Source organism: Gordonia sp. NPDC003504 (genome assembly GCF_053587995.1).
In genome coordinates this window covers 424,561-449,543 of record NZ_JBSFPC010000001.1, presented here as the reverse complement: position 1 = coordinate 449,543, position 24,983 = coordinate 424,561, and the positions used below count along the sequence as shown (strand labels likewise).

Annotated in this window: 21 protein-coding genes; 14 read left to right on the top strand and 7 right to left on the bottom strand. The window is 67.6% G+C overall.

Annotation, left to right across the window (positions count from 1 at the left end; all coding sequences use genetic code 11):
• Nucleotides 1-29: 29 nt before the first annotated feature.
• The 9 genes from ACWDPV_RS01970 (at nt 30) to ACWDPV_RS01930 (ending at nt 10,455) form a co-directional block, all read left to right on the top strand.
• The gene (locus ACWDPV_RS01970) at nt 30-341 is read left to right on the top strand and encodes a DUF4229 domain-containing protein (protein WP_449741879.1); all 312 of its coding nucleotides are present in this window, start codon (nt 30-32) and stop codon (nt 339-341) included.
• A gap of 10 nt (nt 342-351) precedes the next feature.
• Nucleotides 352-1,506 carry a PLP-dependent cysteine synthase family protein gene (locus tag ACWDPV_RS01965; RefSeq protein ID WP_449741555.1) on the top strand — a complete coding sequence of 385 codons (1,155 nt, stop codon included), beginning with the start codon at nt 352-354 and terminating at the stop codon, nt 1,504-1,506.
• A gap of 24 nt (nt 1,507-1,530) precedes the next feature.
• Nucleotides 1,531-2,220, top strand: coding sequence for an ABC transporter ATP-binding protein (locus ACWDPV_RS01960; RefSeq protein ID WP_449741554.1), 690 nt, complete (start codon nt 1,531-1,533; stop codon nt 2,218-2,220).
• Nucleotides 2,217-4,793: an FtsX-like permease family protein gene (locus tag ACWDPV_RS01955; RefSeq protein WP_449741553.1), complete on the top strand. Its 2,577-nt coding sequence runs from the start codon at nt 2,217-2,219 to the stop codon at nt 4,791-4,793. The genes ACWDPV_RS01960 and ACWDPV_RS01955 overlap by 4 nt, the downstream gene beginning before the upstream one ends.
• A gap of 145 nt (nt 4,794-4,938) precedes the next feature.
• The gene (locus ACWDPV_RS01950) at nt 4,939-5,178 is read left to right on the top strand and encodes a helix-turn-helix domain-containing protein (protein WP_449741552.1); all 240 of its coding nucleotides are present in this window, start codon (nt 4,939-4,941) and stop codon (nt 5,176-5,178) included.
• A 31-nt stretch (nt 5,179-5,209) separates the two neighbouring features.
• Entirely contained in the window at nt 5,210-6,136 is a 927-nt protein-coding gene (locus ACWDPV_RS01945; RefSeq protein WP_449741551.1) for a Clp protease N-terminal domain-containing protein, read from the top strand.
• Between the two features lie 179 nt (nt 6,137-6,315).
• On the top strand, nt 6,316-8,097 hold the full coding sequence (locus ACWDPV_RS01940) for a siderophore-interacting protein (RefSeq protein ID WP_449741550.1): 1,782 nt from the start codon (nt 6,316-6,318) through the stop codon (nt 8,095-8,097).
• Between the two features lie 140 nt (nt 8,098-8,237).
• Nucleotides 8,238-8,876, top strand: coding sequence for a TetR/AcrR family transcriptional regulator (locus ACWDPV_RS01935; RefSeq protein WP_449741549.1), 639 nt, complete (start codon nt 8,238-8,240; stop codon nt 8,874-8,876).
• A 184-nt stretch (nt 8,877-9,060) separates the two neighbouring features.
• Complete coding sequence (locus ACWDPV_RS01930) at nt 9,061-10,455, top strand: MFS transporter (RefSeq protein WP_449741548.1); 1,395 nt, start codon at nt 9,061-9,063, stop codon at nt 10,453-10,455.
• Here the strand turns inward: ACWDPV_RS01930 and ACWDPV_RS01925 are convergent.
• Nucleotides 10,446-12,026 (bottom strand): aspartate:alanine exchanger family transporter, encoded by a 1,581-nt coding sequence (locus ACWDPV_RS01925; protein WP_449741547.1) that lies wholly within the window; start codon nt 12,024-12,026, stop codon nt 10,446-10,448. The two genes, ACWDPV_RS01930 and ACWDPV_RS01925, sit on opposite strands and share 10 nt — an antisense overlap.
• A gap of 153 nt (nt 12,027-12,179) precedes the next feature.
• Here ACWDPV_RS01925 and ACWDPV_RS01920 point away from each other — a divergent pair, with 153 nt between their 5' ends.
• Entirely contained in the window at nt 12,180-12,938 is a 759-nt protein-coding gene (locus ACWDPV_RS01920) for a hypothetical protein (protein WP_449741546.1), read from the top strand.
• A 69-nt stretch (nt 12,939-13,007) separates the two neighbouring features.
• On the top strand, nt 13,008-13,877 hold the full coding sequence (locus ACWDPV_RS01915) for a 1,4-dihydroxy-2-naphthoate polyprenyltransferase (protein WP_348805078.1): 870 nt from the start codon (nt 13,008-13,010) through the stop codon (nt 13,875-13,877).
• A gap of 259 nt (nt 13,878-14,136) precedes the next feature.
• Here ACWDPV_RS01915 and ACWDPV_RS01910 read toward each other — a convergent pair whose 3' ends face one another.
• The 4 genes from ACWDPV_RS01910 to ACWDPV_RS01895 form a co-directional block, all read right to left on the bottom strand.
• On the bottom strand, nt 14,137-14,931 hold the full coding sequence (locus ACWDPV_RS01910; RefSeq protein WP_449741545.1) for a potassium channel family protein: 795 nt from the start codon (nt 14,929-14,931) through the stop codon (nt 14,137-14,139).
• A gap of 75 nt (nt 14,932-15,006) precedes the next feature.
• Nucleotides 15,007-16,035 (bottom strand): cellulase family glycosylhydrolase, encoded by a 1,029-nt coding sequence (locus tag ACWDPV_RS01905; protein ID WP_449741544.1) that lies wholly within the window; start codon nt 16,033-16,035, stop codon nt 15,007-15,009.
• Nucleotides 16,036-16,189: 154 nt separating this feature from the next.
• The gene (locus tag ACWDPV_RS01900) at nt 16,190-17,044 is read right to left on the bottom strand and encodes an SGNH/GDSL hydrolase family protein (RefSeq protein WP_348805075.1); all 855 of its coding nucleotides are present in this window, start codon (nt 17,042-17,044) and stop codon (nt 16,190-16,192) included.
• Nucleotides 17,045-17,177: 133 nt separating this feature from the next.
• A complete protein-coding gene (locus ACWDPV_RS01895) occupies nt 17,178-18,362 on the bottom strand; it encodes a lipase family protein (protein ID WP_449741878.1) in 1,185 nt (394 codons plus the stop codon).
• A 159-nt stretch (nt 18,363-18,521) separates the two neighbouring features.
• On the opposite strand from ACWDPV_RS01895, the gene ACWDPV_RS01890 reads away from it, so the two are divergent.
• The 3 genes from ACWDPV_RS01890 to ACWDPV_RS01880 are packed head-to-tail and all read left to right on the top strand — an operon-like array spanning nt 18,522 to nt 22,443.
• Nucleotides 18,522-20,087, top strand: coding sequence for a glycosyltransferase family 2 protein (locus ACWDPV_RS01890; protein ID WP_348807891.1), 1,566 nt, complete (start codon nt 18,522-18,524; stop codon nt 20,085-20,087).
• Nucleotides 20,084-20,395 carry a hypothetical protein gene (locus tag ACWDPV_RS01885; RefSeq protein ID WP_348807713.1) on the top strand — a complete coding sequence of 104 codons (312 nt, stop codon included), beginning with the start codon at nt 20,084-20,086 and terminating at the stop codon, nt 20,393-20,395. The genes ACWDPV_RS01890 and ACWDPV_RS01885 overlap by 4 nt, the downstream gene beginning before the upstream one ends.
• Nucleotides 20,380-22,443: an acyltransferase family protein gene (locus ACWDPV_RS01880; protein ID WP_348807714.1), complete on the top strand. Its 2,064-nt coding sequence runs from the start codon at nt 20,380-20,382 to the stop codon at nt 22,441-22,443. The genes ACWDPV_RS01885 and ACWDPV_RS01880 overlap by 16 nt, the downstream gene beginning before the upstream one ends.
• A 767-nt stretch (nt 22,444-23,210) precedes the next feature.
• Here ACWDPV_RS01880 and ACWDPV_RS01875 read toward each other — a convergent pair.
• Both ACWDPV_RS01875 and ACWDPV_RS01870 read right to left on the bottom strand, forming a co-directional pair.
• On the bottom strand, nt 23,211-23,753 hold the full coding sequence (locus ACWDPV_RS01875; protein ID WP_348805071.1) for an excalibur calcium-binding domain-containing protein: 543 nt from the start codon (nt 23,751-23,753) through the stop codon (nt 23,211-23,213).
• A gap of 95 nt (nt 23,754-23,848) precedes the next feature.
• The gene (locus ACWDPV_RS01870) at nt 23,849-24,838 is read right to left on the bottom strand and encodes a glycoside hydrolase family 26 protein (protein WP_449741877.1); all 990 of its coding nucleotides are present in this window, start codon (nt 24,836-24,838) and stop codon (nt 23,849-23,851) included.
• Nucleotides 24,839-24,983: the final 145 nt, after the last annotated feature.

Below are 24,983 nucleotides of genomic sequence, written 5' to 3'. Positions count from 1 at the left end.
CCCGAATCGACCACCGGGTTACCCTGGAAATCGTGAGTGAAGAGCAACAAGCGCAGGGCAGCGCCGGCAGCCTGGCCCTGGCCGTCGCCCTGTACACCCTGGCCCGTCTGGCTCTCGTGGTCGTCCTCGCGGCGATCATCTGGGGCATCGGCAAGCTGGCCGGGGTCGACGTCCCCATCCTGGTGGCCGCCGTCTTCGGCGTGTTGATCGCGTTGCCGTTGGGCATGGTGGTGTTCAAGTCGCTGCGGTTGCGCGTCAACAGCCAGATCGCCGCCGTCGACGAGCAGCGCCGACGCCGTCACGACGACCTGCAGACGCGTCTGCGCGGCAGCGGCAGCTGAACCGCGGCTGATGACCCGCGACACCGTGCCCCCGACGGCCCCGACCCGCACCGTCGACATCGACCGCCGCCTCGATCGCGGCTGGGCCGACAACGCCGTCCGCATCATCGAGGCCGACGCCCGCCGCAGCGCCGACACCCATCTGCTGCGCATCGAACTGCCCGAATGGTCCCGCTGGATCGACGAGTCGGGTGCCGAGGTCGGCGTCGACCTCTACCTCAAGGACGAGAGCACCCACCCGACCGGATCGCTCAAACACCGCCTCGCGCGGTCGCTGTTCCTGTACGCGATCTGCAACGGCTGGATCACCGAGGGCACCACCGTCATCGAGGCGTCGTCGGGCTCGACGGCGGTCAGTGAGGCCTACTTCGCCCGCCTGATCGGCGTGCCGTTCATCGCCGTGATGACCTCCAACACCTCGCCGTCGAAGACCGCTCTCATCGAACGTCAAGGTGGCCGTTGCCATCTCGTCGACCGGCCGTCCGACGTGTACGACGCGGCGCTCACCCTGGAAGCCGAACTCGGCGGCCATTTCATCGACCAGTTCACCATGGCCGAACGGGCCACCGACTGGCGCGGCAACAACAACATCGCCGAGTCGATCTTCGCGCAGATGGCCGACGAGGAACACCCGGTGCCCACCTGGATCGTCGTCGGCGCCGGCACCGGCGGCACGTCGGCCACCCTCGGCCGGTACCTGCGCTATCGCCGCCATCCGACCTGGCTCGCCGTCGTCGACCCGGAGAACTCGGTCTTCCTGCCCGCCTACGAGTCCGGCGACGGATCGATCACCTCGGAACTCGGCTCCCGCATCGAGGGCATCGGCCGACCGCGCGTCGAGCCGTCGTTCGTCTCCCAGGTCATCGACCGCATGATCGGCGTGCCCGACGCCGCGTCCGTCGCCACCGCCCGGTGCATCAGCAATCGGCTCGGCCGGCGCGTCGGTGGATCGACCGGTACCAACGTGTGGGGTGCACTGAAATTGGTGTCCGAGATGGTCGCCGGCCGTCGGCCCGGCAGCGTCGTCACCCTACTCTGTGACTCCGGAGACCGTTACGGCACAACGTATTTCGACGACGACTGGCTGGCATCGCAGGGGCTGGAGCTGACCGCGGCGACGGCCGTGCTCGATGAGTTCTACGCCACTGGACGGTTCACCGGGTGAGCCTTCCCACTACGATCTGATCCCATGGCAGCGGTGGGGGAGCAGAACCTGGTGGAAGCCGTCGATCTGGTGCGGGAGTACTCGCTCGGTGATGAACGGGTGCGAGCCCTCGACGGGGTGAACCTGTCGTTACCGGGCGGCCAATTCGTCTCCGTCGTCGGTCCGTCGGGCGCCGGCAAATCGACGCTGCTGCACCTGATGGGTGCGCTCGACACCCCCACGTCCGGTTCGATCCGCGTCGACGGCGTCGACCTCGGCTCTCTCGACGACAACGCTGCATCGGCGTTCCGCCGCACCCGCGTCGGCTTCATCTTCCAGTTCTTCAATCTGGTGCCGACGATGTCGGCATGGGAAAACGTAGCTCTGCCAAGGCTTCTCGACAGTCAGTCACTGCGCAAGGCCAAACCCCGCGCCATCGACCTCCTCGACCGCGTCGGACTCGGTGACCGCGTCGATCACCGGCCGTCGGAGTTGTCCGGCGGCCAGATGCAACGCGTGGCGATCGCCCGTTCGCTCATCATGGAACCCGCGATCCTGCTGGCCGACGAACCCACCGGCAACCTCGATTCGGCCACCGGGGCGTCGGTCCTCGACCTCCTCTCGGAGGTGGCGCACGAGGGTCGGCGTCGCCTGGTGGTGATGGTGACCCACGACGCGGCCGCCGCCGGAGTCGCCGACACCACGATCACGGTGCGCGACGGACAGATCGCGTGAACCGCGTCCGCGCCGTCGGCGCTGGTGTGCTCGCCGGACTCACCCGCGTCCGCATCCTCAACCTGCGCGAGATCCGCACCCACCGGCTGCGCGTATTCACCTCGCTCAGTGTGGTGCTGGTGTCCTCGGCGTTGCTCGTCGCCGTGTTGGGGACATACGGGTCGTTCACCGAATCGGTCCGTGATTTCAACGCCGCGATCTCCGGGACCGCCGACGTCGAGGTCGCCGCCATCACCGACTCCGGGATCGACGACTCGTTGGTCGGCCAGATCCGCACCGAGGTGCCCGACGCGAAGGTGGTGGTGCCGATGATCCGCGGTGCCGTCACCGTCGACGGCAGACCGATCCCGTTACTGGGCTCCGATTTCCGGGTCACCGCCCTCTCCAGTGACCTGCAGTCGGTGCAGGGCGGGACCAGCGTGTCGCTCGACGATCTCGCCGACGGGGTGATCGTCGGCCCGAACACCGGATTCCATGAGGGCCAACAACTCTCGATGGACGGCATCGACGTGCGGGTGCTGCGGGTCGCGACCGGCGAGGGGGCCGACCGGCTCAACGGCGGCACCTATATGTTCGCCTATCTCGATCTGGCACAACGACTCACCGGCAAGGAAGGCGAATTCGGCAACGGTGATGTGGCGCTACCCGGCAAGGTCGACTCGATCTTCATCGTCGCCAAACCCGGTGTCGACATCGCCGCGTTGCGCAGCCGGATCTCCCAGGTCGTCGGCGGACGGGCGGTGGTCGTGGACCCCGACTTCCGCACCCGCCAAGCCGAAGTCGCCACCTCGGTCACCCGCGATGCGACTCTGCTGGTGTCGTTGATCTCGTTGGTGATTGCGGCGTTCCTGGTGTTCAACACGATGAACATGGCCGTCGCCTCCCGTCGGCAGTCGCTGGCGATGGTGCGGGCCCTGGGCGCCCGGCGACGCAACCTCGTCGGCGACATGCTCGGCGAGGCAGCACTGTTCGGACTGATCGGTGGCGGGATCGGCGTACCGATCGGCATTCTCGCCGGTCGTTGGGCGGTGTCGACGGTGCCGCCGGTGACCCGCGACGCGGTGACCATCAAGATCGCCTACCACCTGCCCGCCTACGCGCCCGTCGTCGCCGTCATGGCCTGTGTGATCGCCTGCGTCGGTGCGACGAGTCTGGCTGCGCGGTCGGTGTTCTCGGTGTCGCCGGTGGAGGCGATGACGCCCGGTGAGGTCGCCGACAGTGTGCCCCGCCGCGGCGTGGTCGTCTGGACCGCCGGCATCGTCGGCGTGCTCACCGTCCTCGCCGCGTGGATCATCGTCGTCACCGTGCCGGGCCGCCCGGCCATCATCGCCGGTGCGGTGTACGCCGTCGGCGCGCTGCTGATCTGCTTCGCACTCACCCGGCCCCTGGTGGCCGCGGTGGTGCGGTTGGCCCGATTCTTCGGTGGTCCAGGGCGTCTGGCATCGGTCAACACCCGACGTGCGCCGCGTCGTGCCTGGGCGACATTGATGACGGTGGCGGTCGCGATCGCCGTCGGCATGGGTACCTCCGGTGCTCTGGACAATCTGGTGTCGTCGATCTCGTCGTCGCTCGACGGTCTCGGTGACCCGGACTGCTACATCTCGTCACAGTCGAAAGATCAGGTGCCCCTGGGGCCGGAGCTGTCGCCGGAGATCTATCAGGAGGCCCGGGAGGTGCCCGGCGTCACCGATGTGGTGGTCGGCCAGTGGGCCAACGTGAACGCCGGTGCCGACCGCATCCTGCTGCAGGGCCTGGTGCCGGGGTCCCGGGCGCCGTTCATGCGCAAGGCTTCTCCCGAGGCGGTGCGACAAGTGTTGGACGGCAACGGGATTCTGCTGTCCAATGTGCTGGCACGCACCCTCGGCGTCGAGACCGGTGACACCCTGCGGCTGGCGTCGCCGACCGGCTATCACGACGTGATCGTCCGCGACACAGTCGATTACGTGTCCATCGACTCCGGAACCGGCGCGGTGTCCAACGCGCTGCTGTCGACGTGGTTCGATCGCAGCGGCGCCACCTACCTTCAGGTGATCACCGCACCCGACGCCGACAAGACCGCGGTCCGCGCGGCACTGGAACGCATCGCCGCCGAGAACCCATCGCAGGGCGGCTCCCCGGTGTATGTGTACTCCGGCGCCGAGGCGCTCGCCGCGACCCGTGGGCAGGCCGAGCAGTCCGGTGCCTTCACCGTCGCCATCCAGTGGATTGTCTCGGTGGCCGCGGCGATCGCACTGCTCAACACCCTGTTGCTCTCGGTGATCGAACGGCGACGCGAACTCGGCGTGCTGCGCGCGATGGGCGCATCCCGACGGTTTGTATCCCGCATGGTGCTCGCCGAGGCCGGCGCGGTCGCCGTCGTCGGAGCGCTCACCGGCCTCGTCGTCGGCGCCATCCTGCATGTGCTGAGCGACGAGATCCTCGCCGCCACGACGTCGATCGACGTCGCCTACTCGCCGCGTCCGATCACCATCGTGTTCGTCGCGGCATCGGTGGTGCTGTGCCTCGTCGGAGCGGCGGTCCCCGCCCGGCGCGCCGCCCGCATGAACATCACCGAGGCCATCGCCAACGAGTAGGGCGACGCGCTCCGGTTGTACTGACAGCGCTCTCGGTCACGCATAAACCCAGTTCAGACCTGCCACTGAGTCGTCCGCGGCGTCGCGGAACAATTCTTCGTCAATAATTCTTGACATGCCCAGTCAGTCAAGATAACCTGACACCATGCACGACGAGAACACCGAATCCACCGAGGCCCAGAACCTGGCCGGAGCCGCCGCAAGCGACGACCCGGCACGGGGGTTGGCAGCAGTGCGCGCCCTGCGCACACTCGCCGACCACCTCGAGGGAGTGCAGGTGGCCAATGCCCGCGACAAGGGCTGGAGCTGGCAGGCGATCGCAGATGTGTTGCAGATCAGCCGTCAGGCCGTGCACCAGAAACATTCATCACGCGAGGCCCAGTGATGGGCCCCCACGATCTCTAAGGAGAACCATCATGTTTGGTCGATTCACTCGAGACGACAAGATGCTGCTGGCCTTTGCCACGCAGGAAGCCGCCGACCTGGGGCACACCCGGCTCGGTAACGATCACCTCATTCTCGGAATGCTGTGCAACGCGCGTTCGCCGCTGTTCGGCATCCTCTCCGAGCAGGGGCTGACCCTGGCGGGGGCGCGTGACGCGGCCCGCGCCTACCACGACGAGCACGACGTCGACGACGACACCGCCGCCGAGCAAAGTGCTGCCGACCGCTACGAGGAAGACCGAGAAGCGTTGCGCTCCATCGGTATCGATCTCGACAAGGTGCGGGCCGCCATACGTGACAACTTCGGCGACGACCTCGCCGACGGCTGGGCCGAGCGCCCCGAACGTGGACGCGGTCGAGGCCGCGGCCGTGGATCGCGTGGTCGTCGCGGCCACCACGATCACGGCGAAGGACGCGGCCGTGGCCAGGGGATCTGCGGTCCCGACGCATTCGGCCCGGGCGGTTCCGGCCCCGGTGGCCCGGGCGGACGCGGCGGTTTCGGTCCCGGCGGTCCCGGTGGACGGGGCGGTTTCGGTCCCGGTGGACGGGGCGGTTTCGGTCCCGGCGGACGCGGTGGATGGGGCGGTTTCGGTCCCGGCGGTCCGGGCGAGGACGTTGACTTCGGTGACGGACCGTTCGAACCGGGCCGCGGCCGGCGCGGACCGCGCGGCCGGGGCATGCGCCCCCGCTTCGCCCCCGAGACGCGACAGGCGCTCGAGGCCGCGATTCGCATCGCCCGCGAACGCGGGGACACCACCCTGCGCGGCGAATACCTGTTGCTCGGCATCCTCGAGACCGCAGACGCCGCGTCGGTGGCCGTGATCACCTCGGCCACCACGGTCGACGATCTCAAGGCCGCGGTCCTCGCGAGCCTTCCCGAGGCGCCCGCCGGCGTCTGACTCCCGTCAGGCCAGGTCAAGCACCCAATCGCAATCGGCCGCACACCACCGGTGTGCGGCCGATTGTCGCGTCCGGACCCCGTCGCCGGCGATCTGCGCGCGGCCACCTCGGCCACGCGCGGTAGCTTAGTGTCACCTAAATAGTTGCCCACGAGTCCGTGACGAGGTGATGCGAGTCCATGAACCGTTCCCGCTACCGAGCCCACCCGTTGGTGCTGCGTTGTGTGCAGGTGCGCCGCGTCGAGGACATCACGCCGCGGATGCGCCGCGTCACCGTCGGCGGCCCCCAACTCGGTGAGTTCACCCGCGACGGCATGACATTCCCCGCGTTCGACGCCCCGATGTTCGACGACCACGTCAAACTCATCTTCGCGCCCGGCGGAGACATCGCCGACGCAGTGCCCCACCAGAGCGAAAACGGCATCGACTGGCGGCCGTCGGAGCATCGTGAGACGCGCGACTACACCCCGCATCACCACGATCCGGCGGCCCTCGAGGTGTCCTTCGACTTCGTCGTCCACACCTCGGATCGACACGCGGGTGGCCCGGCCGAGGCGTGGGCGCGGTCCGCGCAACCCGGTGACAACCTCTGGTTCGTCGGGCCCAAGGCCTCGACGATCATTCCCGATGACGTCGACGAGATGATCCTCATCGGCGATGAGACCGCCGTCCCGGCGATCGACCGATTCTTCACCGAACGGCCCGTCGACGGCCCCGCCCGCGCGATCATCACCATCTCCGATGATCGTGCCCGTCAGGACATCCTCACTCGCACAGGGGATTCGGTCACCTGGGTCCTCGCTGAACCCGGCGATCGGGACGCCTTCACCGCGGCGGTGGCATCCGTGCCCGCGCCCCGCGGAGTCGGTTACGTCTGGGCCGCCGCGGAAAGCCGTGCGCTGCTTGCGCTTCGGCGTCACATCAGCCGCGAGTGGGGGATTCTCAAGTCGCACACCGATATCACCGGGTACTGGCACATCCGGGACGAGCCCGGTGTAGATGCGGACACGGAATCGGATACCTCGGCAACTCGCGCCGAGATCGGTTCCCCCGTGCCGTGGTTGGCGACCCGCGCGGCACTGAAGCTGGGACTGCTCGATGCTGTCGCCGCGGGCCCCCGCGACCGCGCCGAACTCGCCGATTCCCTGAATGTGGCTGCCGCACAGATCGACCCGGTGATCAACGTGCTGCTGGACGCCGCCGTTCTACGTCTGGACGGTGACAAGATCTCGATCGGGGAGTACGGCGAGCGACTCGTCGACGATGACCACGCCCGCGAGGAGTTCGACAGCCTCTACGCCGATCAGGTGCTCGCGCTCGCCGGACTCGCCGACGCCGTCACCGCGCGACGGTCGGCGTGGGAACACCGCACGGGCGCCACCCTGCGCCGCCACGTCGCATCCGCGGCCGATCGCTACGACGAGTTGGTCGACGAAGCCGACGGCCTGACCTTCCTGATGCCCGCTCTTGCTCGACTTCCGTTGTGGCGCGGATACTCCGACATCTCCATCGGCGGCCCGGCCGCACTCGTCGTCGCCGACGGGCTGCGCGACGGCGGCGTCAAAGCATCCATGCGGATCGTCGAGGAGGCGGAACCGCTGTCTGCGCTCCGGCGGGCAGATTCGCAGGGCGACAAGGACTTCGGTGAGGAGTGGACCCGCACCGACGTGATGGTGCTGGCGAGCGCATGCGAACACCGCACCGACGACGAGGTGATCGGGAATCTGCGGGAACTGGTCGAGATCGCCGACTCGCTGATCCTCGTCGAATCGACCGAGCCCGACGCGCTCAACGCCCGCGCCACCGAAATGGCCCTGGTGCACCTCGGCGCCGTCGGCGTCCCCCCGCGCACCCAGGTCGACATCGAGCGGCTCACCACCGCCGCCGGCTGGTCGATCGTCACCTCCACGCCACTCGGGTGGGGCGTGGACTGCATCGAACTGACACCGACCGAGAGCTGACCGCTCGCCGACCGGTCGCTGACCCCGGCATCGTTGACGGCGCTCTCTCACGCGTTGACAGCGCTCGCGTGAACGTCGACAGCGCTTTCGAATGCCGTGAATCGGTGAATCGTGGCCACCACTGGTAGAAATAGGGCACCATGCCCCCGGCCCCGTCCCTGACCCGTGACGCCATCGTCGACGCCGCCATCCTCATCATCGAGCGCGACGGTGTCGACGGCCTCAGCATGCGCCGCCTGGCGGCAGAGCTCGGCTCCAAGCCGATGACGCTCTACAATTACGTGGCCAACAAAACCGAACTGCTGCAACTGGTTCTGACCGAAGTGTCGGCACGAATCCCATGGGTCCGGCCCGACGGTCCGCCGCGTGACCGGATGATCGACGTCGCGGTCGGCATGTACGACGAACTGGCGCGCATCTCCTGGATCGTCCCGATTCTGCGTGACGGGACCACCGTCGGCGCACCTGCGCTGGTCCTTGCCGAGACCTTCGTCGAGGCCGCCCTGGAGCTGGGGGTCGACGAGGTCGAGGCGATGTCGGCCTGGCGCGCGGTGTGGTACATCGTCGCCTCCGAACTCCAATGGCAGGACACCCTCGCGCGCCGCACACCGGGCGAGAAGTCGTGGCATCAGACCATCGATCCCGCCGACCTCGTCGACGTCCCGACGATCGCGCGCCTCCTGCCGCACCTGCCCGAGTACGCCGCGCAGTTCCGGGTCCGCGACGCCGTGTCGGCACAGGTCGACGGGGTGCTCGCGCGGGCGTCGCGGGGCGCCTGAGCGCTGTCAACGCACACCAGGGCGCTGTCAACGTAGACGAGAGCGCCGTCAACGCACACCAGAGCGCTGTCAACGGCGCGGGGAGTCCCTTGTACCAACCGGGAGTCTTAGGTTACCCTCACGTACGCATACGTAAACGTACGCGTACCGAAACGCGTCGCGTACCTCGATCGGAGGTTCCCTCGTGACCACGCCGTCGACGTCCGTCGCCGCGCCCGCACACCATCGGGCACTCATCGCGACGATCTTCTCGTTGCAGTTCCTCGTCGCGCTCGACATGTCCCTGGTCAACATCGCGCTCCCGCAGATGCGCGGTGACCTCGGGTTCACTGCTGCCGGACTGCAATGGGTGGTCACCGCCTACCTGCTGACCTTCGCCGGGCTGATGCTGCTCGGCGGACGCCTCGGCGATCTCTGGGGACGACGGACGGTCATCCTGGCCGGCCTCGCCCTCTTCGCGGTGGCCAGCATCGCCGGAGGAATGGCGACGGGCTCCGCCCTGCTCGTCGGCGCCCGCGCACTGCAGGGCGTCGCCGGGGCACTTCTGGCGCCTGCATCCCTCGCTCTCGCGTCGAGCATCGCCGACCCGGCCGTCCGCAAGACGGCGATGGCCTTCTGGGGTGGTGCAGGAGCCGCCGGAGGTGCGGTCGGCGTCGTGCTCAGCGGCGTCCTCACCGACTGGTTCTCCTGGCGGGCAGTGCTGTTCGTCAATGTGCCGATCGTCGCGATCGCCTTCGCCGCGGCCCTGCGCGGTGTCGCGCACGAGCAACGGCGCGATGCCGGACGCCTCGACGTCGGTGGCGCGGTCCTCGTCACCGCAGGCGTCGGTGCGCTGGTCTACGCGGTCAGCTCCGGCGGCGACCACGGCTGGTCGTCGGCGCCCACCGTCATCGGATTCATCTGTGCGGCAGTACTACTGATCGGATTCGCTCTCGTCGAACGCTCCGTCACCCACCCGCTCATGCCGCCGCATCTGATGGCCGCCCGTAGTATTCTGGGCGCCAACATCTTCGGATTCATGCTCGCCGCCGGCCAACTCGCGGCATTCTACTTCGCCTCGCTGTTCGTGCAGACGGTCTGGAATGTCGAATCCGACATCGCCGGATTACTGTTCCTGCCGTTCTGCGTCGGCGTCGTCATCGGCATCGTGGCCTCGAGCCGGATCGCACCGATCATCGTTCCCCGCAACAGCATCGGGGTCCTTGGTCTGCTCGGCGCCGTCGGACTGCTGCTGTTCGCGCTGGTGCCCGACGAGTTCGACTTCTGGCGCGGAATCCTGTTGCCCTCGCTGGTCGCGGCCATCGGTATCGGCGGATCGATGGTGCTCGTCGGAACCGTCGGGACCGCCGGTGTGCGTGACTCCGACGTCGGCCTCGCCTCCGGCGTGCTCAACAGTTCCCGGCAACTCGGCGGCACCATCGGCCTCGCGATCCTGGTGACCGTCGCCGCGCACTCCGCACTCCCCGCCGACGGCTTCCGGACCGGATTCGCGGTGGGCGCAGCATTTCTCGCGATCGGCACGGTGATCGCATGGCTCGTGCTACCCGGCACGACCCACCAGCACGACGCTCAGAAGTAGACCACCATGATCTGCGCCAGAAGCACTTTCACGATCATCGACACCGGGAACAACACCGCATACCCCAGCGCCACCCGCTGATCGGGCACCTTACCCATCGCGAACGCATACGGCGCCGGATTCAATTGCGACCCGGTCAGACCGCCGAGTGCCCGCGCCGTCCCATAGTGCAGCACGGTACGCAGGCCGACGACGCACACCAGGGCGTGCGCCAGGGAGATCGTCAACCCCAGCGTCACCAACTGAATACCGTTGTCGCCCAGCGCCGTCACTAGACCTGCGCCGGCGCCGGTGCCGACCGCCACCAGAAACACCAATAGCGAGTACTGATTCAAGGTGTTGGCGACGTTGCCCGGTAGCGTCCACACCACCGGGCCGGTGCGGCCGAGCGCGCCCAGGATCACACCGACGATGAGAGGCGCTGTGGCCGTGCCCAATACGAGCGTGCCGCCTCCGGGCAGCGGGATCTCGACGAACGCCAGCATCAGACCGATCGTCAATCCCAGGCCGAGGCCGATCGGATTGATGTCACCGGCGGCGCGTTCGGAATCACCGAGTTCGGTGGCGATCTCGGCGAGCCGATCGCGGTGTGCGGTCACCCGGAGACGATCCCCGCTCTGCAGCACCAGATCCGGCGTGGCGATGATGTCGACGTCGCCGCGACGCACCCGGCTGACCACCGCGTCGAACCGCTCCTCCATCCGTAGCTCCTGCAACTCGCGGCCCACCAGCCGCGGATTCGACAGGGTGATCCGACGAAAGTCGATGGCACTGCGATCCATCCACGGTTCCGACGCCGCGGGCCGCCCCAACTCGTCGACGATCGATTCCGCCACATTCTCCCGCGCCGTGATGGTCACCAGGTCGCCGGGATACAGACGTTCGGACTCATGCGCGACGACGGTCTCCGCGTCCCGGGTCAATCGCGAGATGACCGCCGAAAACCGTTGGGAGAAATCGTGAACGGTCAGGCCCGGATCATGCACGATCTCCAGGGTGCGCACCACGATCGGCGGGAGCTTCTCCCGGTCCTCGGCGGTCGGCTTGCGTCTGCCGGCCGAGATCAGATACGTACACGCCAGGATCGTCAGGAACACCGTGATCGGATACGCCACGGCGTAGCCGATCGCGGGTTGCGGTGGGATGGGGCCATCGCCGGCGAGTTGCTCCTGCACGGCGCCGAGCGCGGCGGTCGCGGTACCCGCACCGGCGAACGACCCGGCGATCGTCCCGATGTCCAGCCCGAAGGCCTTGCCCACGCCGAGCGCGGCGGCGGCCATCGCGATGATGGCGGTGATCGACACCAGCACGGGTTTCCAGCCGGTGCGAATGGCGTTGACGAATGACGGCCCCGCGGCGATTCCGACGACATAACAGAACACGCACAGCGACAGGCTCGTCACGATCGGCGGCAATGACACATCGGAGTCGATCGCCGACAACGCGAGCGCGACGAACAATGCGCCCGCCGGGCCGAAGGAAACGGGGCCGAACGGGATTTTCCCCACGATGCATCCGACCCCGACGCAGAAGAACAGGGTGAGAAGTGGGCTGTCGACAAACCAGTGCATGAACTGCTCCCGACGTGAGTTCGAAACCTCTCACAGATCACCACGTCCATCACCCGATGGCAAGGGGCGCCGAAATCCCACCAGTCTCATCATTCACATCTATGCTGGGCGAAAGTCCCTGCCCCTACGTTCGACCGAAGGGGATGATCGTCGATGTCCCGACGACGGCAACGCGCACTCGCCGCGATCGGACTTGCCCTGATGGCGACGCTGACGGCATGCGGATCACCCACCCGACCACCCGAGAATCCTGCGCAAATGGTCACGCTCGACGACGAAACGATCCCCGCCCAATTCGACATGACCTACCGCTGGATTCCCGGTCCCGTCGTCGAGGTCAATGGCCCGGAGGGCACATTCGTGCGTGCCTTTGTCGAATCCTTCGAATTGGCCAACGCCGGGGAATCCCTGCAGTGGGGATATCCCGGTTTCGCCGATGCCGCGCCATCGAATATTTCCCAGATGATCACCGTCTATCCACCCGAGGTGTCCCCGACGGAGCCCGGCGTGGGTACCACCTTCTACACCGCGCTGCGCCGCGAGGACAGGGCCGACTGGACGCGAATCGTGTTGTGCCGATACAGCTATCAATCGGTGCGCGGCGCCGACAGCCCCAAGTGGCGATCCCGGACGATGCCCGCCCGCCCGGTCGAGATCGACCTCGTCCGCACCGGCGCCACCCCACCCGCCCGACCCACCGGCCCCGGTCGTACCACTGGCCGCAACGTCTTCGGCGGCTGGTATGTCACCCGCTTCGACTTCATGGCGATCTACCCGACCCCCACCGCCGACCAGCAGGCCTGCGACGCGTCGACGCCGGCCGAGTTGCCCCGCCGCGAACCGATCGACCAGGCCCAGCCCTGGCCGACGATGCCACCGAGCCCCGGCTGGGCGACCGCGCCGCAGGTGTGACCGATCCCCTGGGAACTCGGCGTCGACGTCGCGTCGGCCGCCCGCACCGGCCGTGGCACGATCAAGGGCGTGGCAACCCCAACCCAGTGGATCGCAGGCGCGCGACCCCGAACCCTGCCCAACGCGATCGCCCCGGTGGTCGCCGGTGTCGGCGCAGCCCTCTACGTCGGCGACGTCACCTGGTGGAAGGCGGTGCTCGCGCTGCTGGTGTCCGTCGCCCTGATCATCGGGGTGAACTTCGCCAACGACTACTCCGACGGCATCCGCGGCACCGACGATGAGCGGGTCGGGCCGATGCGGCTGGTCGGGTCCGGGGCCGCCGCACCCGGGGCGGTCAAGGCCGCCGCGTTCGCCTGCTTCGGGTTCGGTGCTGTCTGCGGTCTGATCCTCGCGGTCACCACCGCGTGGTGGCTGGTGGTGATCGGTGCCGTCTGCATCGCCGGCGCCTGGTTCTACACCGGCGGATCCAAACCGTACGGCTATTACGGACTCGGCGAGATCGCCGTGTTCACCTTCTTCGGCCTGGTCGCGGTGCTCGGCACCCAGTACGTCACGTCGGGCCGCGTCGACTGGGTGGGCCTGGTCTGCGCGATCGCCGTCGGCGCCATCTCCACCTCGGTCCTGGTGGTCAACAACCTCCGCGACATCCCCAGCGACACCGAATCCGGCAAGATCACCCTCGCCGTCCGGCTCGGCGACCGCGCCACCCGCGTCCTGTTCGTCGTCCTCCTGTCGGTGCCGCTGATCGCGAGTCTGGTGCTCATCCCCGCCACCCCATGGGTGTTGATCGGGCTGGCCACCGCACCGTTGATCGTCGTCGCCGCCCGCCCGGTCCTCCGACACGCCACCGGTCCCGGTCTCATCCCGTCGCTGGGTGCCACCGGCATCGCGATGCTGGTCTGGTCGATCCTCACCGCGGTCGGTGTGGCCCTGGCCTGACGGGCCTGTAGCGGATCACTCGATATAACTGGGATGGCTCAGCGGTCTCGCGTCAATAATTGTCGTGAGTGGTCGTATTCATCCCGGTTGTATCGGCATCGGCGCCCGCGACCCCGCTTCCCGTGCCGCATCGATTGCTGCAGCATGCGGGTCTCGTCCTGTAGCGCGTGGTCGGTGCTCGCCGCGGTCGGTGTGGGCCTGGCTTGACGGGCCTGTAGCGGATGAGCCGATATAACCGGGATGGCTCAGCGGTCTCGCGTCAATAATTGTCGTGAGTGGTCGTATTCATCCCGGTTATATCGGCATCGGCGGCCGCGACCCCGCCTTCCGCGCCCAACGATTCCCGCAGCATGCGGATCTCGTCCTTCAACTCGCGGATCTCGGCGGCGGTCGCGGCCCGGCCGGCGTCATCCTCCTCGGCAACCCGCTCGACGATCCACGACGCGATCGTCGCGGTGACCACACCGATGAGACTGATCCCGCCGATCATCAGCAGTACCGCGACGACCCGTCCGGTGATCGTCACCGGCGCAGAATCCCCGTAGCCGACGGTGGTGACGGTGACGAACGACCACCACACCGCATCCCCGAACGACGTGATCGTCGCGCCCGGATGTCCCCGTTCGGCGTCGTACACCGCCAGGGATGCCACATAGATGAGCAGTATCGCCGTCGCGGAGGTGTAGATCGCAACTCGACCGCGGATCGCACCCCCGAGTGCCTTCTGTAGCGCACCGACCAGGATCACCAAGCTGACCAGCCGCAACGGCCGCAGGATCGGCAGGAGGACGACCGCCAGATCGAACAGGTGCCGCACAAACCAGCGTCCCCGATCCGGGGTGATCGACAACCGCACGAAGTAGTCGACGACGAACACCAGCCACGACAACCCGACGACGATCCGGATACCGAAGGAGAACAGCCGACCGGGATCGCCGAGCACATCCACCGAGTACGCGATCAGGAACAGGGCGGCGATGATCGCCAACGGCCATTCCGCACGTTTCTCCCACCCGGCAAGGAGATCGAAGCGCTCCTCGCGCGATCGTGGCATCCCATGTCCTCACGTCGGGTGAACTGTCATCCGAATCGGTCGGCCCACGGTACCTGCCCGGTCCGACATCGGTGATCACTCGGCGGGTTCGGCCTCCGGGATGTCGCTCGGGCCGGACTCCGAGGACTCCGAGGGCTCCGACGGCTCCGAAGAGGTGCTCGGAATCACCTGCCCATCGAATTCGGGGACCTCGGGGACCGCGGGTTGCTCGATCGGCGTCACCGGCGCATGGGTTTCGGAGGTGCTCGGCTCCGTCGTGGTCGTCGACGTCGTCGAACTCGATTCGGCAGCACCGCCGCCACCGCTGCCCGCGTCGGGGGCTTCGGAGGTGGTCTCGGCGGGCGGGGCGGGTGCGGTGGTCGCCTCGGTCGGGGCGGACGGAATGGGTGTCGACGGCACCGGGCTCGCCGGATCGGTCGCCGCCGGGGCGGCCGCGGACTCGGGGTCGACGGAGGCGACCTGGGCGGCAAGGGTCTGCTGGGTCGCGACGAGCGCGGTCGGGTCGGTGGCCTGGATGGCGGCCGTCGCCGCGACGAGCAGATCCATCACCGCGCCGGGTTCGGTGCCCGCAACACCGAGGGAACTCCACACCTCGTATCCGCGGACCTTGCCCCGATACCGTTTGGCCAATTCGGCTGCGAAGGCCGCGAACTCGTCGATGCGCGGGGCGTCGGTGTCGGTCTCGCCCGCCGACCACGGTGAGGTGACCCCCGCGACGATCACCACGTTCATGCCGCGCGCCTGGGCCCCCTCGACGATGTCGTCCAGGCGTGACCACGCCGCCGAATTCTCGCCATCGGCCTCCAGATACTGCCACGGCGCGCCGACCCGGATGTCGGTCACACCCAGCGCACTCAGGTTGTCCAGGGTCGCGTCGAGGTCGGCGTCGGAGATCCGGTAGATCTTGTCGTCGACGACACCGAGTTGGGTGGGTTCGGCCCCCATCGAGGCCAGCGCGACCTGCAGGTCGGTGCTGGGTGCCGACGCGCTGGTGTCGACGCCGGGTACCGCCCACACCGTGGTGCCGACCATCACGCCCGCTATCCCGGCCGTTAGCACACCCGCAGCGACGCGGCGCGTCAGCGGGGTGAAACTCGGCATCATGACGGGACTTTCTCAGGTGCGATAAGGACGTACTCAGGATTGTCCCGTACTTGGGGGCCATAAGGGAAGTAAATGCCTGTCCTACGACCAAGCGAATTTCAAAAAGTGCGCAATCCGTGACCGCGTCGGGTCATCCCGACGGACCGAGGGGGTCTCAGGACGACGCCGGCAACCCGAACGCCGCGAGCACCGTCTTCGACCACAGCTTCTGGCCCGCCTCGTTCGGATTGAGGCCGTCGGCCATCAACGCGGCGCGTGCGGAGGCGTCGGCGGGAAACGCCGAGTACACGTCGATCACCTGAATGCCCGCGGCATCCATCGCCGACGCGTACCCCGACACCTGGTCGGAATTGTCGCCGTCACGCGGCGGATTCTGCTTGATCACCGCAATCCCGGCATCCGGATATTTCTTCTGAATGGCCGAGATGAGTGGCTGGATCTGCTCGGCCAGCGGCTGCGACGCATCCTCGGTGAGGCCGAAGTTGAGCAGCACCAGATCCGGTGTGCCGATCGATTCGCCCGACGGGGCGGTGGTCAGCGCGGTCAGATTGTCCAGCGCATACGCCGCGTCCTTGCCCGACGCCGAACCGTTCCAGAAGCCGATCGCCCCGTTGGGGCCGGTGCCGAGGACCACCGGTGCCCCGTACTTGGAGGTCGTGGGGTTCCAGTAGGCGGTGGCGACCGTCCGGTCCAGTGAACTGCTGATCGCCCGGCCCAGCTCCGGGGCCCACCCCGACGTCGAGGCTCCCGTCGAATCACCAAGCAGCAGAATCGTTTTCGGCTCCTTCGGGTCCGCCTTCGCGGCGTCGAAGAAGGCGACGGTGGCCGGGGTGGCCGCGGGCGCGGTGGTACTCGGCGCGCTCGGCGTCGTCGTCGCGGTCGATGACGTCGGAGCGGTCCGGTTGGACGAGATCACCAGCCCGACCACCAGGATCACCACGCACACGGCCATGACAATCCACGCCCACAGCGGAGCGGAATCATAGATCCGCCGCACCCAATTCTTCACGTCGCCAAACCCCGATCACCGAACCGCACGCCCAACAAATGTCCTCACCCTAGCGGGCCCCGGGAATCACTGCCCGATTCACCGTCGCCGTCGTGTGGTCCGATCGAGGGAATTCTCGTCCGGGAAATTCGCCTCAACAATCACCGGTGGCCGGCTGTCCGGCGAAACGCGCGGCGATCCACTGTCCGAGCAGTGCACCGGGGTCCAGCGAATGCCCCTGCCCCTCGCGACGCACCCTCGTCACGGTGTCCCCGAGCGTGCACGCCCGACCGAGGGTGACTTCCATCACGTCGACCGGGATGATCTCGTCGACGCTGCCGTACATCGCGAGGATGGGCACGTCGGTTCGGGTGCGCGGCAACGACATCGAGTCCAGGACGCCCCGCAGCCGGTCGGCGTCGGCGGCATCGGCCATGAAGGCGTCGCCGTCGGCGGCGTTCACCTCGTCGGTCAATCCCGAGCGTTCCCCCGAACACGACACCAGCGCGTCGACGTTCTGCCCGACCGCCCCGTGTAGGTAATCCCCGGCGGTGAGCTGCGGATTCGCCTGCGCGACGCCCTTCACCAGAATCGGATACAGCCACCGTTGTGACGGCGTCAGTTCGCCCGACTGGGCGCGATCGACGAGGTAACCGGCGTCGAGCAGGGGCACCGTCGCCGCCGCTCCCACCAACTGCCCGGCGCCCGGACCGTAACCGGCGAACTCCTCGGCGCTCGCCCACGCCGCCGCGCCGCCCTGAGAGGCGCCGACCGCCACCCACTCCGGGCCGATCGTCGGCTCCACCGACCGTGCCGCGCGGGTGGCGTCGATGACGTTGTAGCCCGCGGTCCGCGGCTCCAGATAGGGGTGAGCCGGCCCGCTCGTGCGTTCGCCCAGACCCTGATAATCGGTCGTGACCACCGCATATCCGGAGTTCAGAAAGCCGGCGACGGCCCGGATGTCACCGAACATGTCCGCGCGGTCGGACGGCCCGCAATCGCGGGTCACACCCGTGGTGCCGTGCGCATAGGCGATCAACGGCCAGCCGCCCGCGGGCCGGTCGCCGCCGGGAACGAACACCGCACCGGAGACGGTGGTGGCCGCGCCGTCGACCCCGGACACCGACCGATACACGATGCGGGTGGCGCGCGTCTCCGACGGCAGGTACGACGACCACGCGGTCAGCGGATCGGTGGACGACACCACCTGCCCGCGCGCCGCCAGGGTCGCCGCCGCCGGCGAGGGTGCCGCGGCGGGGGAGTGCACGGCCTCCGGTGCCGCGGAATCGCAGCCGACGACGACGATCGCGGTGCACACCGCCACCACCGCACCGGCCATCCGATTCCGCAACAACACACGGAGAACGGTAGCGGGCCCGCCGACGCCGGATTGCATTGGCGTTGCGGGTGCATGATTCTGTTTCGCGTGGGTGTGCTTCTCGGGGGAGAAATCGGGACCGACGACGACGCTGTCGACGACAGGCGGCGGCGCAAGTCGATGCCGCCGGAAATCAGTGCCGACCCCGAGGCGATCGTCGCGCCCGCCGACGACGAGATCTACGAATACCTGGGCCCACAGATGCGATGGGTGCAGCTCGCGTTGCTGATCGCGTTCGGGTTGTCGGCGTGGTCGCTGACCGCCTTCGCCACCGCGCACCCCTGGCTGTGGCCGGCGCTGGTGGTGCTGGGCCTCAACGCCATCGGCACCCTGCTGTCCCTGGCGACCGGCCTCAGCCGACGTCGTGTGACCTGGCGCACACATCAACAGTGTGCTGCCACTTGGGTTCCCGACGGCGGGGTGTTCGCCTCCGTCGACGTGTTCCTGCCGACCTGCGGCGAAAGCCTGGCCATCCTGCGCGCCACCTACACTCACGTCGCGGCGTTGTGCTGGCCGGGTGAGCTCACCGTGCACGTGCTCGACGACGCCGCCTCCGACGAGGTCCGCGACCTCGCCGCCGAATTCGGATTCCGCTATCACCTCCGCCCCGACCGCGGGCACCTCCGCAAGGCCGGGAACCTCCGTTACGGATTCACCCAGAGCTCCGGTGACGTGGTGATCATCTTCGACGCCGACTTCTGCCCACGCCACGACTTCCTCGCGCACCTGATGCCCTACCTCGACGACCCGCGGGTCGCCATCGTGCAGAGTCCGCAATGCTTCGCCACCACCGAGACGATGGGCTGGATCCAACGCACCGCCGGCGCCACCCAGGAGTTCTTCTACCGGTGGGTGCAGCCGTCCCGCGACCGCATGGACGCCGCCAATTGCGTTGGCACATCGGCCCTCTACCGGCGCAGCGCCCTCGAGGCGGTCGGCGGGTTCGCCCCCATCGAACACAGCGAGGACCTGCACACCGGCCGTCACCTGCAGCAGGCCGGCTACCTGATTCGCTATGTGCCGGTGGTGCTCTCACGGGGACTGTGCCCGTCGGATCTCGCCGGCTTCCTCAACCAGCAGTACCGCTGGTGCATGGGATCGCTGTCGCGGGTGCGCAATACCGTTGTGGCCGAGCCGAAACGGATGACCTTCCGGCAGGCGATGGCCCATTGGGCCGGGGTCTTCTACTACCTGACGACCGCATTCAACGTCTTCCTGGTCTTCCTGCCCGGCGTCATCATGGTGACCGCCTTCCCCGACGACGTCCGGCCCTGGCAGCTGGTGCCGTTCCTGTTCGGGCTGTGGGTGTATGTGGTGATGTTCCCGTTGGTGTCGCGCACCCGCTGGCGATTCGAGGTGCTGCGCATCCAGATGGCCTACAGCTTCGCCCACGCCATCGCCATCCTGCACAAGATCATCGGCCGCGAAATCGGTTGGGTGCCCACCGGAGTCGTCGGCAAGTCCAACTCGCTGGCCCGCTCCATCAGCATCCTCGGCGCGGTGTCGCTGGGGGCGTCGCTGATCGTGTTCTGGGTGTTCATCCTGCGCGACATCCGCTACCACGGACTCGCCTCATTCTGGATGATGGTCGGATTCGCCTGCGTCTACACCTATCTCGCCCTCCCCCTGTTCGTCGAATTCATGCGGATCCTGTTCTCCCGCGGACGATCGAAGGTGTCGGCATGAACGGCTGGACCGACCCCGACGACCATCCCACCCAGCGCATTCCGCGGATCGCGGACGTGCCCGGATACGAGATGGGTCCCGACGATGTGGATACCGACCGGTTCGGTGCGGCGGAGCCGACCCCGCCTTCCGACGTCCCCCCGCGTGACACTCTTCCTCGTCCGACCATCACCGACCGCCGCCCGACCGCACCGAACTGGAACCGCATCACCGCGTGGGAAGTGGTGGGCTACACCGCCGTCATCGTGTTCATCGGGGCGGTGGCATTGGGTGTCTTCGACATCATGTTGCCGTGGACGACGTCGTGACCGCACCGCACACCTCGAAGTTCTTCACCGACATCGCCGGGCTCCGCGGCGTCGCGGTGCTGCTCGTCGTCCTGTTCCACGCCCGCATCCCCGGACTCGACGGCGGGTTCGTCGGCGTCGACATCTTCTTCGTCATCTCCGGGTTCCTCATCACCGGCCTGCTGATCCGGGAGTTCGAACGCAGCGGATCGTTGTCGTTCAAGGGGTTCTACGCCCGGCGCTTCCGGCGGATCATCCCGGCCGCCGCCCTGGTGATCGTGGTGTCGCTGATCGGCGCGATGCTGACGATGCCGCTGCTGCGGGTGTTCAAACAGGCCATCGACTTGCTCGCCGCCGCAGCCAATCTCGCGAACTGGCACTTCATCGCGCAGAACGCCGACTACCTCGCCGGCGCCATCGACGGCAGCCTCGCCACCCACTTCTGGTCACTGGCCATCGAGGAACAGCTCTACTTCGTGTGGCCGCTGACGATCTTCTTCGCCGCCATCCTCGTCGCGAGAACCCCACTGCGCAGACACCTTTCGATCCGCTGGTCCATCGCGCTGGTCGTCGGACTGTTGACCATCGGGTCGTTGATCTGGGCGATCCGGCTCACCCCGGTCGATCCGGCCACCGCGTACATGGCCACCTACACCCGCGTCTGGCAGTTCGGAGTCGGTGGACTGCTCGCCGTGATCGAACCATTGCTGGCGTGGTGGTCGCGAAAAGCGCTGTCGGCGCGAGCGTTCGCGATCCTGCTGGGGTGGGCCGGGCTCGCGGGCATCGTCGCATCGGCGGTCCTCATCGACGCCTCCACGCCGTACCCGGGAACGGCGGCACTGCTGCCGACGCTGGCGGCGGCCCTGCTGATCCTGTCCGGACAGGTCAGTCCCGGAGCATGGTTCGCCCCCGGATTCCTGCTGTCGTTTCCGCCGATGCGTTTTCTCGGTCGGGTGTCGTACTCGTGGTACCTGTGGCATTGGCCGGCGCTGGTGCTCTTCGAGACGCAGACCGGGATCACCACCTGGCCCGCGTTGCTCGCGGTGAGCGGGGTGTCGCTGCTGATCGCGACCGCCTCGACGCTGTACTTCGAAGAGCCGATCATCCGCAATGCCGAACTGAAGCGCAACAATTCGGCGTCCATCTCGGTCGGGCTGACCGGGCTGGTCATCGGGTTGGCGACGGCGATGGTCGTCGGCGTGGTGACCGTCAACATCGCCAGCAAGGACACCATCACCAACGCCACGTTGAGTTATCAGTCGGTGTTCGGGCAGGAGAGTTCGGCCACGTCGGGACCGGTGGTACCCAACCCGTTCCAGGCCTACGACGACCGTCCCGAACCCCACGAATGCCTGGTCCCGGTGGGGGAGTACGGCCCACCACACGAATGCGCCTTCGGGCCCGGTGACGGTATCCCGGTGGTGCTGTTCGGTGACTCGCACGCCGAACAGTGGGCGGAGACGGTGCGCGACATCGGGAATGCGCACGGCTGGCGGATCTACCAGTTCACCAAGGCGGCCTGCCCGGTGCAGAACATCCTGCCGCAACGCGGACGACCCGACCCGTTCAACAAGGAGGACTGCATCCGCTGGCGGGAGGACACCCTCAACCAGATTGCGGCCATCCAGCCGAAGGTCATCGTGTTCTCGTCACTGTCGACGTATGTACCCACCTACGAGGAGTCGGCCGCGGCCTGGGACGACAGCCTCACCCGGCTCCGCGACACCGGTGCCGAACTGGTCTACCTTGCCGACACCCCGTACCCCAATTTCCAGATCGCCGACTGCATGTCGGGTGCCCTCGACGACTGGACGAAATGCAACTTCCACCTCGACGACGTCGTCCGCCACGAACCCATCCTCACCGAACAGGCCCGCGGCGGCGACCGCGACATCCTCACCCTGTCGGTCAATGATCTTCTGTGCGAGGGCAATACCTGCTTCCCGGCCCGCAACAAGATTCTCTTCTACCGTGACGAATCCCACCTGACCGCCACCGCCGCACGCGTTCTCGGTCCGGCCCTCACCAAACAACTCGACAAGGCGCGGTTCGACTATCGGGCGAGGTGACCCCGCCGACCGACCGTAACGCCCGACCGTAACCCCCCCCGGCGGCTACGCCGCCGACTCGCAACGCTCGTCGGCACTCGGCCAGCGGGAGCTGGTCGGTACGAACTGCTTGGTGGGCCAATATAACCGGGACCGCTCAGCTCATCGGGAGCAATTATGGTTCTGATCGGCTGAGCCATCCCGGTTGTATTGCCTCGCTGCCCGATCCCACCCCGAAGGCCGATATAAACGCGGTGTGAGAGGGCCTTCGCGTCGTATATCGACACGAGCGGCCTCTCACACCGCGTTTATATCGGTTGCTGGTGCTGGTGCTGGTGCTGTTGCGGCGAGATCAATCCCCTGGACGATCGTCACCCCGCTGGCCGAGTGCTCGCGAGGAACGATCGAGTGTCGAGGCCGCTTGGCCGCACGGTGCTGGGAGTTGTTGGGCGGGTGAGGCTGTCGTGTTGCGGTGAGAGCCTCGACCTCGACGAGCTCGGCTCGTCGGAGACACCACCGACTGGCAACGCTCGTCGGAACTCGGCCGGCGGGAGCTGGTCGGTACGAACTGCTCGGTGGGCCAATATAACCGGGACCGCTCAGGTTATCTGGAGCAATTATGGTTTCTGATCGGCTGAGCCATCCCGGTTGTAGCGCCTCGCCGCCCGATCCCACCCCGAAGGCCGATACAAACGCGGTGTGAGAGGGCCTTCGTGTCGTATATCGACACGAGCGGCCTCTCACACCGCGTTTATATCGGTATCCGGCTGGTCAGCTTTCACCACCCGTCAATTCTGGTCGCAGGCAACCCCGTCGCCGTCACGGTCGAGGCCCGGCCGGTAGCCGGGTTCGCCGAGATACAGCGGAGCCGCCCCGGCCGCGCGGGCATCGGCGCAACTCGAGTAGTACGCACCCGGCGCCTGCGTGGTGGTCGGCACACGGGGAATCGTGGTGGTCGGCTCGGGGGTCTCGGTGCTGGTCGGGATGAGCCCACGGGGGACCGTACTGGCGTTCGGCACCGCCGAGGTCGACGCCGGGGCCGACGACGACGCCCTCGAACTGGTGCTCGGCGATTCGGTGACCGTCACCGTCGACACACTGGTCACCGTCGTGGTGCTCGGCGCGGCCGCGGTGTCCCCGCCGGAGCCGATCACCCCGCCGATCCCGCACGACAGCAGCAGCGCAAACAGTCCGAGAATGATGGCGCCGATGATGAGCAGCGGCTTCTTACCCCCACCCGACGACCCACCCGACGGCGGTTGCCCACCCGTCGGCGGCTGATCACCCGGCGGCGGGGTCGGGGGAGTCGGCGGCCACTGCTGCGTTGTCATACTTGTTCGCCTTTCACACGATCTCCCGTGTTCCTACCAGTCCGGGTGCAGGTGTCACTGTCCCCCGAAGAGACCAATTCGGACAAACCGCCAGGTCAGCCGCCGACCATCGTCGCCAGTCCCTGCCGGAACGCGGCCAGGCTCGCCGGCGTCGAATTGAAACGCCAGTCCCGTTCCTTGTCCATCTGAAACCAGACGAATCCCTGCACCCGCGAGTGGTTTTCGACGACACCGAAGAAGTCGCGAATCCAGTTGGCCTTGGCGTCGGGACCCTCGCCCTCGGCGGCGGCGACCTCGGTGATGAGGATCGGGTGGCGGGAATCCAGACGTGCCAACGCCGCCAGACCCGACGTGAACAGGTCGGGGGCGCTCTGCCAGTGATGGCCGGGCACATCACCCCAGTTGTAGCCGTCCAGGCCGAGCCGATCCACCAGGTTGGGTCCGGGGTAGGCGTCGTCAAAAGGACTGGTGCCCAGGGTCAGTGTGTTGGGCGCCCACACGAACTCCAGTGTGCCCGGACGTTGCGCGCTGATCACCGTGTGCATCCGCGTCCACGCGGCGCGGTAGTCGGCGGCGGTGTTGCCGTTCACGCCGACCGCCCACGGATACCACGTCCCGTTCATCTCCTGAGCGAACCGCAGCAGCACCGGTTTGCCCCACGACGCGAGAGTGCGTCCCCAACGGGCGAATTCGGTGTCGTACCGACCGGCGGCCACCTGCGACAACGCATACGCGGGCTGGGTGATCCCGCCGTCGGGACGCCACGGTTCCAGCGTCAGTAGGGGAGTCGCGCCGAACTCGGTGATCGCCGACAGCGTGCGTAGCGGTACCTCGTCGCCGATCGCGGCAAAGCAGTGCACATACGACGGTGGCGCACCCGCCAGGTTCGTCAGCTGCTGCAGCGGAGTGCGGGTCGTCCCGGCCACCGGCATCACCGACGGAATGAATGCGCCCCACCGTCGCGGGGGCGGGGCCGCCGAGGAACTGGTCTCCGCCGGCGTCGTCGACGAACAGGCCGCCACCGCCAGCCCCGTCGCACCCAGCAGACCCGCACGCAGCAGGTCACGGCGTCGCAGGCCCGGCATCTCCACCCGGCAATGCTATGCGACCTGCCCTGGCCGGTCCCGCCACGTACGGGTCCACTGATCCGTCACGCCATTTCCCCACCGAGCGCGCCACGCCGTGAATAGACTTTCGAAACAATGACCACAGAGTCGTCGGGAGGCTCGC